Here is a 12443-nt window from a genome sequence, read left to right on the forward strand (position 1 = left end):
TGACGCCCCGCGGGGCCGGTGCGACCCCCTCGCACCGGCCCCGCGTCCCCTGCGCCCACAGGTCGATCAGTGTTGCGGAATGTTCTGTACCCCGATCCGGCGGCGGAACACCCAGTACGTCCAACCCTGGTACGCCAGCACGATCGGCGTGAACACCACGGCCACCCAGGTCATGATCTTCAAGGTGTACGGGGTGGACGCGGCGTTGGTGGCGGTGAGCGTGCCGGCCGCGTCGAGGGTGGACGGCATCACGTTCGGGAACAGCGCGGCGAACAGCGTCGCCACGGCCAGCGCGATGGCCACCGCCGTACCGGTGAACGCCCAGCCTTCCCGGCGTACCCTGGCCGCGGCCAGACCGCCGAGCAGCGCGAGGGCGGCGCCGACGGCGAGCACGACGGCGGCGGCGCTGGAACGGATGGTCAGCGTCCAGCTCAGGAACGCCACGGCGGCCACGGCGGTGCCGACGCCGAGCTTCACCGCGAGGGCGCCGGCGCGCTCCCGGATGTCACCGGTGGTCTTCAGCGCCAGGAACACCGCGCCGTGGGTGAGGAACAGCCCCAGCGTGGTCAGGCCGCCGAGCAGCGCGTACGGGTTGAGCAGGTCGAACAGGCCGCCGACGTACTCGTGGTCGGCGTCCAGCGGCACGCCGCGGAAGATGTTGGCGAACGCCACCCCCCACAGCACGGCCGGGATCGCCGAGCCCCAGAAGATGGCCTGGTCCCAGCGGCGCTTCCAGGACGCCTCGGGCCGCTTGTGGCGGTACTCGAAGGCGACGCCGCGGGCGATCAGGGCCAGCAGGATGAGCAGCAGCGGCAGGTAGAAGCCGGAGAACAGGGTGGCGTACCACTCGGGGAAGGCGGCGAACATGGCGCCGCCGGCGGTGATCAGCCACACCTCGTTGCCGTCCCACACCGGGCCGATGGTGTTGATCAGGACGCGGCGCTGCCGGTCGTCGCGGCCGAGCACCGGCAGCAGCATCCCGACGCCGAAGTCGAAGCCTTCGAGGATGAAGTAGCCGGTGAAGAGCACGGCCACGAGGAGAAACCAGACGGTCGTCAGTTCCACGGTTGGGCTCCGGGGTGTCAGTAGGCGAACGCCAGCGGGCGCTCGGCGTCGTCGGTGTCGTCGTCGTCGGTCTGCGGGGTGACGTCCGGTACGCCGGCGCGGGCGTAGCGGACCAGCAGTTTGAACTCGACCACCGCGAGGGCGGCGTAGATGAGGGTGAACGCGGTGAAGGAGGTGAGCACCTCGGTCAGGGAGACGCTGCGGGACACGCCGTCACGGGTGAGCATCTCGCCGAAGACGATCCACGGCTGGCGGCCCATCTCGGTGAAGATCCAGCCGAAGGAGTTGGCCAGCAACGGCAGCACGGGCATGACCAGGCCGGCGCGCAGCAGCCACTTGCTGGTGGGGGTGCGGCCCTTGCGCTGGCTCCACAGCACCAGCAGCGCGATCGCGGCGGCGGCCAGCCCGAAGGCGATCATGAACCGGAAGCTCCAGTAGGTGACCGGGATGATCGGGGCGTAGTTGCCGGGGCCGTACTGGCTGGCGTACTGGGCCTGGAGGTCGTTGATGCCCTGGACGGTGCCGTTGGGGTCGCCGGTGCCGAGGAACGACAGCAGGTACGGGATCTTGATGGCGAACAACTCCCGGCTGCCGTCGAGGCTGCCGACGGTGAGCACGGAGAACGAGGCGGGGCTCTCGGTGGTGTAGAGGCCCTCCGCGGCGGCCATCTTCATCGGCTGCACCTCGGTCATGATCTTGCCCTGGATGTCGCCGGTGAGGACGACCAGCGCCGAGGAGAACAGCACGACCCAGGAGCCGAGCTTGGTGGCGAAGCGGTACGCGCCGGCGTCGGCGCTGTCGCGGTTGCGCATCACGTGCCACAGGCCGACGGTGACCATCAGCGACCCGGCGACCAGGAACGCGCCGGCCAGGGTGTGCGGGAAGGTGACCAGGGCGACCTTGTTGGTGAGCACGGCGACGAAGTCGGTCAGCTCGGCGCGGCCGCTGTCCGGGTTGATCCGGAAGCCGACCGGGTTCTGCATGAACGAGTTCGCGGCGAGGATGAAGTACGCCGACAGGTTGGTGCCGATCGCGGCGGCCCAGATCGCGGCCAGGTGCAGGCGCTTGGGCAGCCGGTCCCAGCCGAAGATCCACAGGCCGATGAATGTGGATTCGAGGAAGAAGGCGACCAGGGCCTCGATGGCCAGCGGCGCGCCGAAGATGTCGCCGACGAAGCGGGAGTAGTCGCTCCAGTTCATGCCGAACTGGAACTCCTGCACGATGCCGGTGACCACACCCATCGCGAAGTTGATCAGGAAGAGCTTGCCGTAGAACTTGGTGAGTTTGAGGTACCGCTCGTTGCCGGTGCGGTGCCACATGGTCTGGAGGATGGCCACCAGCACGGAAAGGCCGATGGTCAACGGCACGAACAAGAAGTGGTAGACGGTGGTGACACCGAACTGCCAGCGGGCGACGTCCAACGCGTCCACCTGAAACCCCCAGCTACGCATACTACGAGACGTAGTAGATACTACTCGTCGTCGTAGCGAAAGCAGCAGGGCCGCAGGGCCCCATGCGGCCCGGGACCAATGACCCTGATCACCCTTGCCGGAGGACCTGCGGTCCCGGGATCACCCTTGCCGGAGGACCTGCGGTCCCGGGATCACCCGTGCCGGAGGACCTGCGGTCCCGGGATCACCCGTGCCGGGCGCCGGGGTCGCCCCGGCGCGTGCGACCATCCAGCACTGATGAACAGCACCCCCTGGCGTGCGCCGCTGCTGTGGCGGGGCGCGCAGACGCTCGCCCGCGCCGTCGTCGGGCTGGTCGGCCGGCTGGAGGTCACCGGCGACGTGCCCGACGCGCTGCGCCACGGCCCGCTGGTCCTGGCCGCCAACCACATCAGCCCGTTCGACCCGGTCGTGCTCGCCGCCGCCTGCCGGGTCCGGCGCGTCGCGCCCCGGATCATGGCAACCGGCGGACTGTTCCGCGCCCCGGTGATCGGCGCGCTGATGCGCCGCGCCGGGCACATCCGCGTCGACCGGGGCACCGCGGCGGTGCACCGCTCACTGGAGGTCGCCGCCCAGGCGGTGGCCGGCGGGTCGGTGGTGCTGGTCTACCCGGAGGGACGCATCGGGCTCGACCCGGGCATGTGGCCCGAGCGGGGCAAGACCGGCGCCGCCCGGCTCGCGTTCGCCAGCGGCGCCGCCGTCGTACCGGTGGCCCAGTGGGGCTCGCACGAGGTGCTGCCCTACCGGGCGCCCAAGGGGCTGCTGGGCGCGGTGGCACGGTCCGTCGCCCGCCGGCCCGCCATCCGGGTGCACTTCGGCGCCCCGGTGCCGCTGGACGACCTGCGGCCGGGCTCCCCCGGAGCGGCCCGGCAGGCCACCGACCGGATCATCGACGCGATCACCGAGGATCTCGTGGCGTTGCGCCCCGACGAGCCCGATCGGCCCCGGCACGTCGACCCCGGCCGCCCGGTGGACGACAGCCGCGCGCACCGCCGCCGTACCGGCTGACGCATCCCGGGCGCGGTGGCGGGTATCAAGCCGCGCATCCCGTACGCGGAGAGGATCCGGCCATGACCGCTGTTCGAGCACTCGTTCTCAACTGCACCCTGAAGCGTTCCCCGGCGACGTCCAGTTCACAGGTGCTCGGTCAGGAGGTGCTCGACGCGCTGGCCGATCAGGGCGTCGACGGCGAGATCGTCCGGGTGGTCGACCACGACGTGCGCTTCGGGGTCTCCGTCGACGAGGGCGACGGAGACGGCTGGCCCGCCATCCGCGCCAAGCTGCTCGCCGCCCAGATCCTGATCATCGCCACGCCGATCTGGCTCGGCCAGCCCTCGTCGGTGACCAAGATGGTCCTCGAACGGTTGGACGCCGAGCTGTCCGAGACCGACGACCAGGGCCGCCTGCGCACCTACGGCAAGGTCGCCGGGGTGGCCGTGGTCGGCAACGAGGACGGCGCGCACCACACCATCGCCGAGGTACAGCAGGCGCTCAACGAGGTGGGATTCACCTGCGCGGCTGCCGGAGCCACCTACTGGGTCGGGGAGGCGCTGCACAAGACCGACTACGTCGACGCCCGCCCCAAACCCGACACGACCGGCCGCACCACCGCCGCGCTGGCGCTCAACAGCGCCCACCTGGCCCGGCTGCTCGCGGAGCGGCCCTACCCGCCGCCCGGAACCCGTGGCGCGGCCGTCGGCCCCAGCACCCAGCCCGGCTGACCCGGCCCCGACCGCGCCGGCTGCCTGGCGCGCCGCCGTCGATCTTGCAGTTGGTGCCCGGGCAAACCCGGCCAACCGCCCCCGACGAGGGCCGCAAGCGCAAGATCAGCGAGGCGGGGCGAGCGCGGGGCGAGCGCGGGGGTCAGGGGGTGGCGCGCAGCCGTTCGTCCAGGGCGGCCAGGTCCTGGACGAACCACACCTGGTCGTGCCGGTTCGACTCGGCCACCAGCGCCCGCAGCGCGCCGCTGCGCTCCAGATGCGCGGAGATGTCGCCGACGATCGCCAGGCGCAGCCGGTAGTTGACGAACTTCTGCATCACCTCACCGGCGAAGCGGGTGCCGAGCGTGAAGAAATCGGGGTCGAGCCGCGCCGCCGGCACCGCCACCACCGTCGCGCCGAGGAACGCCGCGCCGATCAGGTCCAGCGCGTCGCGCTCGGTGGCGATCGGCGGGCCGTCCGGGTCGCAGACCAGCACCGGCACGCCGGCGCGCTCCTGCATCAGGTCAGCCACGGCCGCGCTCCCCGCCGCCGAGCAGGCCGTTGCCGCCGTCGAGCACGCCGTCGAGCAGGCGCAGCAGGTCGGCGGTGGCGGTGAGATCGCCCAGGATCATGATGGTCATGCGGTGCCGCTCCTCGTCGTGGACCGTCTGCACGCGCAGCGGACGGTCCGGGTCGTGATGGGTGTTCACGCCGGCCAGCACCAGCGTGCCGAGCCGGTCGGCGGCGGCCCGGTCGACGCCGTCGAGGCGTACGACGCTCGACACCTCGGCCCCCGGCGCCGAGGGCGACGCGGGCCGGCCGGTCAGCGCGTCCAGGTCCGCGCGGGCGATCCGGTACTGCTTGCCGATGCGTGTGGCCCGCAGCCGGCCGGAGCGGATGTAGCCGCGCACGGTGCGCACGTGCAGGCCGAGCAGGTCCGCGACCTGCTCCACCGAGTACATGTCGTTACTCATCGCACCCTATCCTAGCGCTGTCGAGGAACGATAGGTAATTTCACCGCCCGGCCATGTGCGCGCCACTCGCGCCCGGCATACTGCCCGCGTGCAGCCCCGTCACGGCTACCTCGACGCGCCCGCGCCGCTGGCGTTCGCCCACCGCGGCGGCGCGGCCGACGGGGACGAGAACACCGCCGCGGCGTTCGCCCGTGCCGTCGCCCTGGGCTACCGGTACGTGGAGACCGACGTGCACGCCACCGCCGACGGCGTACCGGTGGTCTTCCACGACCCGACGCTGCGCCGGGTCACCGGCGAACCGGGCCGCATCGCGGACCTGCGGTGGGCCGACCTGTCCTCGGTACGTGTCGGTGGCGCCGCGCTGGTTCCCCGCCTGGACGAGGTGCTCGGCGCCTGGCCGCAGGTGCGGTTCAACATCGACGTGAAGTCCGACGGCGGCGTGGAACCCACAGTCGCCACGGTCACCCGGGCCGGCGCGGGCGGGCGGGTGCTGCTCGCCTCGTTCAGCGACGCCCGGCTGGCCCGGCTGCGGGCGCTGGCCGGGCCGAAGGCCGCCACCAGCCTCGGCATGCGCGGCGTGGCCCGGCTGCGGCTGGCCTCGCTGCACGGACGGCCCCTGCGGCTGCCCCCGTCCGTGGTGGCCGCGCAGGTGCCGGTCTCCTTCGGCCGGGTGCCGGTGGTCGACCGGCGGTTCCTCGCGTACTGCCACCGGATCGGGTTGCAGGTGCACGTCTGGACGATCGACGAACCCGCCCAGATGCACCACTTACTCGATCTTGGTGTGGATGGCATCATGACCGATCACGTCAGCGTGCTCCGTGACGTCTATCGCAGTCGCGGCCACTGGGCCGCCTGAGCCCCCGAGGACGACCCCCGATGGCCGATACGGTCACCCCCGCCGTCGCCGACCCCGCCGGACCGGGCAGCACCCGCCGCGAGCGCACCGGCTGGTACTTCTACGACTGGGCCAACTCCGCGTTCCAGACCACGGTCATCACGGTCTTCCTCGGGCCGTTCCTGACCACTGTCACCGAACTCGCCGCCGGCTGCGAACTGGGCGCGGACAGCTGCGACGGCGCGGTGTACCCGCTGGGCATCAAGGTCGCCGCCGGCTCGTTCTACCCGTACCTGATCTCGCTGTCGGTCTTCCTCACCGTGTTCGTGCTGCCGGTCATCGGTGCGATCGCCGACCGGTCGGCGCACAAGAAGCGGCTGCTCGCCGCCGCCGCGTTCACCGGCGCCGGCGCGACCATCGCGTTCGCGTTCGTCACCGGCGAGCGCTACCTGCTCGGCGGCGCGCTGTTCCTGATCGCGAACATCTCCTTCGGCGCCGCCGTGGTCGTCTACAACTCGTTCCTGCCGCAGCTCGGCGGCCCGGACGAGCGCGACGGCATCTCCAGCCGCGGCTGGGCCATCGGTTACCTCGGCGGCGGCCTGCTGCTCGCGCTGAACCTGGTCGCGGTCACCATGCTCAGCGAGGAGGGCAACGCCCAGCGCACGCTGGACCTGGCCCGCTGGTCGATCGTGTCGGCCGGCGTGTGGTGGGCCGCGTTCACCCTGGTCCCGCTGCGCTGGCTGCGCGAACACCCGACCGCCGCCGCCCTGCAGGCGGGCGGCAACGTGCTCACCGACGGGTTCCGGCAGCTCGGGCGCACCCTGCGGGAACTCAAGACGTACCCGCTGACGCTGTTCTTCCTGCTCGCGTTCCTGGTCTTCAACGACGGCATCCAGACCGTCATCACCCTGGCCAGCCAGTACGGCACCGAGGAACTGCGGCTGGACCAGAGCACGCTGATCGTGACCATCCTGCTGGTGCAGTTCCTCGCCTTCGGCGGCGCGCTCGCCCTCGGCGCGCTCGCCAAGCGCATCGGCGCCTGGAAGACAGTGCTGCTGTCACTGGTGCTCTGGACCGGTGTGATCATCGCGGCGTTCCGGCTGCCGGCCGAGGCGCCCGTGCCGTTCATGATCCTCGGCGGCTGCATCGGCCTGGTGCTCGGCGGCAGCCAGGCCCTGAGCCGGTCGCTGTTCAGCCAGCTCATCCCGGCCGGCAAGGAGGGCGAGTACTACGGCTTCTACGAGATCAGCGACAAGGGCACCAGCTGGCTCGGCCCGCTGGCGTTCGGCCTGGTCTTCCAGTTGACCTCGTCGTACCGGGTGGGCCTGGTATCGCTGCTGATCTTCTTCGTGGTCGGCTTCGCGCTGCTGGCGGCCGTGCCGATGCGCCGGGCCATCATCGCCGCCGGCAACACCCCGCCCCGGGTGCTCTGACGCCCGCGCCCCGGCCTGTGGATCATCGCGGGCCGGATCAGGCGGCGTCGATGGGCTAGGCTGCCCCGACGTGACCGACGACGCCGCCCCGACCTGCCTGGCCCGCCCCCTGCCGGGGCCCGGCGACGACCGAGCCTCCGGCTGCGCCGCCGCCCGCGGCGTCGACGGCCGGCCGCTGCACGCCGCCGCGCTGAAGTTCTTCTGGGGGCCGATGGACTGCGGCAAGTCCACCATGGCGTTGCAGATGAACCACAACCACGCCCGGCAGGGCCGCCGCGGGCTGGTCACCACCCGCATCGACCGCTCGCTGGGCCCGCAGGTCACCACCCGCATCGGCCTGGCCCACGAGGCCGTCGAGGTCACCGACGACCTCGACCTGCGCGTCCTGGTCCGCGACGCGTGGGCCGAGGGGGTACGCGTGGACTACCTGATCTGCGACGAGGCCTCGTTCTACAACCTCGAACACATCGAGCAGATGGCCGAGCTGGTCGACCGGTTCGACGTCGACGTCTACGCGTTCGGCCTGGCCACCGACTTCCGCTCCTGCCTGTTCCCGGCCGCGCAGCGGCTGTTCGAGCTGGCCGACGAGGTGGCCCGCATCCAGGTCGAGGTGCTGTGCTGGTGCGGCCGGGAAGGGCTGCTCAACGCCCGCGTGGTGGACGGCCGGGTGGTCCGCGAGGGCGCGCAGGTCGTCATCGGCGACACGGTGGACACCGCCGACGTGCGCTATCAGGTGCTGTGCCGGCGCCACTACCGCTCGGGGGACCTCGGCCCGCGTGCCTGACGGGCGCGCGCCTGATACAAACGGCGCGTGCGGACCGACAGCGACACCGCGACACCGCCGCAGGCCACCGCCCCGCGACCCGCCCGCCTGCTCCCGCAGGGCGTCGGCGTGGTCGCCGACGCGGCGGCCGTGGCGGCGCTGCTCGCCGGCGGCGGCCGGCCCATCGTCCTGGCGGCCAGCGCGGGCGCCGTCCTGACCGGCGGCTACCTTCTGCTCCGCCGCCTCGGGCAGCCGGTCGACCGGACCGCGCTGGTCGGCCTGGCCGTCGCGGTCGCTGGCGCCGCGATCTTCGGGTACGCCCTGCGACCCGCGCCGGCCCAGGCGCCGCCCGCCGGGGCGCCATCCGCCGGCGCGGCGGCCCCTGCCACCGGAACCCCGGTCGCGACCACCACCGCTACCCCTGCGGGCACCGGCGACGCCGCGTCATCGCCCGCCGCCGCCGGGACCTGGCTGTTCGACCTGCCGGCCGTCGACGGCGGGGACGGCTGGGAGCAGCGCGCGGAGACGGTCGGCGGGAAACGGTACGACCACAACATCGTCGCGTCGACCTGCTCCGCGACCTACGACGAGTCGGAGTCGTTCAACCTCGGCAAGCGCTTCGCCGCGTTCCGGACCACGGCCGGCGTACCCGACGACGTCTCGGACTCGTTCCGTGCCCGATTCACCGTCCTGGTCGACGGTGAGGTGGTCTTCCGACGCGATCTGGGGCTGGGCGGCACCGCCGCGCTGGAGGTTCCGGTCACCGGCGCGCTGCGGCTGACCCTGAAGGTCGACAGCGTCGGGCTCAGCGTGTGCGACGACGCCGTCTGGATCGAGCCGCGCCTGCGGTGACGCCACGGCCACGGCCACAGTCAGAAGGGGTCTCCGCACACCCGCCACGACCCGTCCTCCGGCACGACCGGCAACTCACGTTCCTCACTGCCGCCGCCGTCACGGTTGAGCCGCACGATCACCGTCCCCGTGGGCTTGCCGGACCGGGTCGCCACCGACACGTCGACGATCTCGTAGCCGCTCACCTGCGGCGGGGTCCGCACCCAGCTCCCGAAGCCGGTACGGCTCCACCTGCCACGGGCCTCGGCGCACAGCCGCTCGTACGCCGCGTCGGTGTCACCGGCCGCGACGTCGCGGAAGAACCCGTCGGCGGTCTCCCGCACCGGCCCGTCGGCCTGGAGCACCACCTGCGCGTTCCACGCCGCCAGCCCGGCCACCCCGATCAGGCAGGTGCCCACGCCGAGACCGGCTATCAGCACGCCCGCGCGTAGCGGGCGGCGACGCCGGGCCGTGTGGTGCCACTCCCGCTGCCTGCCCATCACTGTCGACGGTAGGCAACCGGAGGGTGACGCGCAGCCGGTTGCGACGCGCGCTCGTACCGGACAGCAAATGGCGGGCATCGGCGGCAGACTGTCCGCATGACAGCTCACGCCGACATCGCCATGATCAGTATCGACAGCTCCGACCCGGCCGCGCACGCCGCCTTCTACGCCAAGGCGCTGGGGTGGGAGATAACCCACAGCGAGGCCGAGTACGCCATGATCGTCAAGGACGGCCCGGCGATCGGGTTCGGCCTGGTGCCCGGGTACACCCCGCCGGCCTGGCCGGACGAGAGCGGCGACAAGCGCTACCACCTGGACCTCTACGTCGACGACGTGGCGGTCGCGGAGAAGGAGCTGGTGGCGGCCGGTGCGACCCGCCCCGAGTTCCAGCCCGGCGGCGAGCGGTGGACCGTGCTGCTCGACCCGATCGGGCAGCCGTTCTGCCTCTGCCCCCGCCCGCAGGGCTGACCGGTCAGCGCAGCGGGCCGCGGAGCACCGCGGCCCGCATCGCGGCCGGATCAGCGGCCGGGACGTACTCCAGCCACCAGGTGGCGCCCGCCGCCGCCAGTTGCGCCAGGTAGGCCCGCTCGGCGCGCTCGTCGGGACGTCGCCGCCGGCCTCCGACGGCCACGTCGAACGGTTGCCCGTCTGCGCGGCGGGCCGGCAACGCGGCGACCAGACCGGCGACCTCTTCGGGCGTGAAGTCGGACCAGCCGTCGGTGTCGGTCAGCTTGTAGGGCACGATGCCGTCCGCCCTGGCGGCACGTCGTAGCACCGCCTTCGCCTGGGTGCTGCCGCCCACCCAGACCGGCACCCGGGGCGACTGCACGGGCGGGGGACGCAGCGCCACGCCCTCGGCCCGGTAGTGGACGCCGTGGTGCACGACCGGTTCGCCGCCGAGCAGTCCCACCAGCAGGTCGAGGCCCTCGTCGAGCATCGCGGCGCGGGTCCTGAGGTCGGTGGGCTCACCGAATGCGGCCAGGCCCCGGTCGGCGGGGTCGCCGACTCCGACCGCGACGCCGGCCCGGCCTCCGGAGAGGTGGTCGAGGGTGAGCACCTCCCGCGCCAGCTTGGCCGGTCGGCGCCGGGGCAGCGCGGTCACCGTGGTCCCCAGCCGCACCCGCTCGGTGCGTCCGGCGATCGCCGCCAGCACCAGCCACGGATCCCAGGTGGGTGGGTCGTCGCCGGCGTGGTGGACGAGGTAGTCCTCCAGGAACACCCCGTCCCAGTCGGCTCGCTCGGCCAGCTCACCGAGCGCCACGAGTTCGGCCACCGGTAGCGTGCCGCCGCCGCAGGCGATCTCCAGTCCGTGTCGCACGCCGGCACCCTACGACGGGGGTGCGACGGGTCAGCCGCGGCGGCGGGCCCGGGCCGCCCAGATCGCGTACGCCGGATCCCGGTCCAGGTTGTGCCGGTCCCGGTCGTAACGGCGGGTGGTACGCGGATCGGCGTGCCCCATCGCGTCCTGCACGTCCTCCAGCGGCACCCCCTCCGAGCGCGCGGTGGTGGCGAACGCGTGGCGCAGCGAGTGCGGCGACAACTTCGCCCACGCGGCGATCCCGGCCCGCTGCGCGAGGCGGCGTACCAGCCGGAACACGGCGTGCCGGTCCATCCGGCCACCGGTGGCGGTGACCAGCAGCGGACCGGTCAGCTCCGGCACCGTGACACCCTGCGCGGCGGCCCGCGCCGCCAGGTAGGCGTCGACCGCGTACGCGGTCCCCGGGGTGAGCGCGCGCCGGCGTACCTTGCCGCCCTTGCCGACGAAGCGGACGCTGCGGTGACCGCGCTCCGTGCCCAGGTCGGACACGTCCAGCGCGACCAGTTCCCCGACCCGCAGCCCCAGGTCGGCCAGCAGCGCGACGGCGGCCCGGTTGCGGGCGGCGGCCGGGCCGGTGTCGGCCTCGGCGGCGGCGATCAGAGCGTCGACCTCGTCGGGGGTCAGGCCGACCGTGGCGGAGTGGTCCCGGTCGACGCGCGGCCGGTCCGCCGCCGACACCGGGTTGGCGGGTACCGCGCCCAGCTTGACGAGGAAGTCGTACCAGCTCGACAGTGCGGACAGCCGCCGCGCGACGGTGGCCGGGGTGAGCGGGCGACCGGCCCGGCCGCGGGGTGTGGACTCCAGTTCGCGGCCGTAGGTGTTGACGTCGAGGAAGGTGGCCCGCAGCGGGTCGACCGCGTGCTCGGCGCACCAGGTCAGCCAGCCGGTGACGTCGCGGCGGTACGCGTCGCGGGTGTGCTCGGACAGCCGCCGGTTGCGCAGCCACGCCTCGGTGACGTCGGCCGGGCCGGCGGGCAGGGCGGCGGGGCGGGCGCGGGGCAGCACCTCGGGGTGAAGCATGTGAGAAAGGTTCTCAGCCGGCGGGGGGTTTGGCGACGAGGCGCGCTGATCCGCCGGTACGACGAAGCGGGGTCGGCCGGTGGCCCGGCCTCCCCCGCGCGTCGGCGTGCCGTGCTCAGGCGGTGGTGAGCTGGCGGTGACCGTTGCTCTCGGCGGGCGTGCTCACCGTGATCCGGCGCGGCTTGGCGCGCTCGGCGATCGGGATGCGCAGCGTCAGCACCCCGTTGTCGTAGCCGGCCTCCAGCCGGTCGGCGTCGAGCGTGTCGCCCAGGAACAGCTGCCGGGTGAACGTGCCCATCGGACGCTCGGCGGCGACCAGCTCGACGTTCTCGCCGGTGGGACGGCGGCGCTCGGCGCGGACGGTCAGCACGTTGCGCTCGACGGTGCAGTCGATGCTGTCCGGGTCCACGCCGGGCAGGTCGAACGCCGCGTAGAAGTGGTCACCGTCGCGGTACGCGTCGAGGTGCATCACGGCTGGCCGGGCGGTGGTGCCGAAGAACTGCTCGGCGATCCGGTCGATCTCGCGGAACGGGTCGGTACGCATCAACATGGC

General features: G+C 72.9%; 15 protein-coding genes. 7 read left to right on the forward strand and 8 right to left on the reverse strand.

Annotated features, from left to right (window positions below; all coding sequences use genetic code 11):
* Positions 1-66: 66 nt before the first annotated feature.
* Entirely contained in the window at positions 67-1065 is a 999-nt protein-coding gene (cydB, locus tag V6U82_RS23360; protein WP_121684271.1) for a cytochrome d ubiquinol oxidase subunit II, read from the reverse strand.
* Between the two features lie 17 nt (positions 1066-1082).
* Entirely contained in the window at positions 1083-2495 is a 1413-nt protein-coding gene (locus V6U82_RS23365; RefSeq protein ID WP_334464539.1) for a cytochrome ubiquinol oxidase subunit I, read from the reverse strand.
* Between the two features lie 258 nt (positions 2496-2753).
* Here V6U82_RS23365 and V6U82_RS23370 point away from each other — a divergent pair, with 258 nt between their 5' ends.
* Both V6U82_RS23370 and V6U82_RS23375 read left to right on the forward strand, forming a co-directional pair.
* Entirely contained in the window at positions 2754-3521 is a 768-nt protein-coding gene (locus tag V6U82_RS23370; protein ID WP_334464540.1) for a lysophospholipid acyltransferase family protein, read from the forward strand.
* A 62-nt stretch (positions 3522-3583) separates the two neighbouring features.
* Entirely contained in the window at positions 3584-4234 is a 651-nt protein-coding gene (locus V6U82_RS23375) for a flavodoxin family protein (protein ID WP_334464542.1), read from the forward strand.
* Positions 4235-4376: 142 nt separating this feature from the next.
* On the opposite strand, the gene V6U82_RS23380 is transcribed toward V6U82_RS23375, so the two are convergent.
* Both V6U82_RS23380 and V6U82_RS23385 read right to left on the reverse strand, forming a co-directional pair.
* Positions 4377-4745 (reverse strand): DUF4180 domain-containing protein, encoded by a 369-nt coding sequence (locus V6U82_RS23380; RefSeq protein WP_334464544.1) that lies wholly within the window; start codon positions 4743-4745, stop codon positions 4377-4379.
* Positions 4738-5187: a helix-turn-helix domain-containing protein gene (locus tag V6U82_RS23385; RefSeq protein ID WP_334464546.1), complete on the reverse strand. Its 450-nt coding sequence runs from the start codon at positions 5185-5187 to the stop codon at positions 4738-4740. The genes V6U82_RS23380 and V6U82_RS23385 overlap by 8 nt, the downstream gene beginning before the upstream one ends.
* A gap of 88 nt (positions 5188-5275) precedes the next feature.
* Between V6U82_RS23385 and V6U82_RS23390 the strand changes: the two genes are divergently transcribed.
* From V6U82_RS23390 to V6U82_RS23405, 4 genes are all read left to right on the forward strand, one after another.
* Positions 5276-6043, forward strand: coding sequence for a glycerophosphodiester phosphodiesterase family protein (locus V6U82_RS23390; protein WP_334464547.1), 768 nt, complete (start codon positions 5276-5278; stop codon positions 6041-6043).
* Positions 6044-6063: 20 nt separating this feature from the next.
* Complete coding sequence (locus tag V6U82_RS23395; RefSeq protein WP_128136877.1) at positions 6064-7455, forward strand: MFS transporter; 1392 nt, start codon at positions 6064-6066, stop codon at positions 7453-7455.
* Positions 7456-7552: 97 nt separating this feature from the next.
* Positions 7553-8239, forward strand: coding sequence for a thymidine kinase (locus V6U82_RS23400; protein ID WP_435123502.1), 687 nt, complete (start codon positions 7553-7555; stop codon positions 8237-8239).
* Between the two features lie 27 nt (positions 8240-8266).
* Positions 8267-9070, forward strand: a complete 804-nt coding sequence (locus V6U82_RS23405; protein WP_334464549.1) for an NPCBM/NEW2 domain-containing protein — start codon at positions 8267-8269, stop codon at positions 9068-9070.
* A 20-nt stretch (positions 9071-9090) separates the two neighbouring features.
* Here the strand turns inward: V6U82_RS23405 and V6U82_RS23410 are convergent, their stop codons facing one another.
* Positions 9091-9549 (reverse strand): Rv0361 family membrane protein, encoded by a 459-nt coding sequence (locus V6U82_RS23410; RefSeq protein WP_334464551.1) that lies wholly within the window; start codon positions 9547-9549, stop codon positions 9091-9093.
* A 99-nt stretch (positions 9550-9648) separates the two neighbouring features.
* Here V6U82_RS23410 and V6U82_RS23415 point away from each other — a divergent pair, with 99 nt between their 5' ends.
* Positions 9649-10020, forward strand: a complete 372-nt coding sequence (locus tag V6U82_RS23415) for a VOC family protein (RefSeq protein ID WP_128136874.1) — start codon at positions 9649-9651, stop codon at positions 10018-10020.
* A 4-nt stretch (positions 10021-10024) separates the two neighbouring features.
* Here the strand turns inward: V6U82_RS23415 and V6U82_RS23420 are convergent, their stop codons facing one another.
* The 3 genes from V6U82_RS23420 to V6U82_RS23430 form a co-directional block, all read right to left on the reverse strand.
* Entirely contained in the window at positions 10025-10870 is an 846-nt protein-coding gene (locus tag V6U82_RS23420) for an LLM class flavin-dependent oxidoreductase (RefSeq protein WP_128136873.1), read from the reverse strand.
* Between the two features lie 30 nt (positions 10871-10900).
* Positions 10901-11890 (reverse strand): tyrosine-type recombinase/integrase, encoded by a 990-nt coding sequence (locus V6U82_RS23425; RefSeq protein ID WP_334464552.1) that lies wholly within the window; start codon positions 11888-11890, stop codon positions 10901-10903.
* A 115-nt stretch (positions 11891-12005) separates the two neighbouring features.
* Complete coding sequence (locus V6U82_RS23430; RefSeq protein ID WP_334464554.1) at positions 12006-12440, reverse strand: Hsp20/alpha crystallin family protein; 435 nt, start codon at positions 12438-12440, stop codon at positions 12006-12008.
* Positions 12441-12443: the final 3 nt, after the last annotated feature.

The sequence above is a fragment of the Micromonospora sp. CPCC 205554 genome, assembly GCF_036902745.1.
Classification (GTDB): domain Bacteria; phylum Actinomycetota; class Actinomycetes; order Mycobacteriales; family Micromonosporaceae; genus Micromonospora; species Micromonospora tulbaghiae.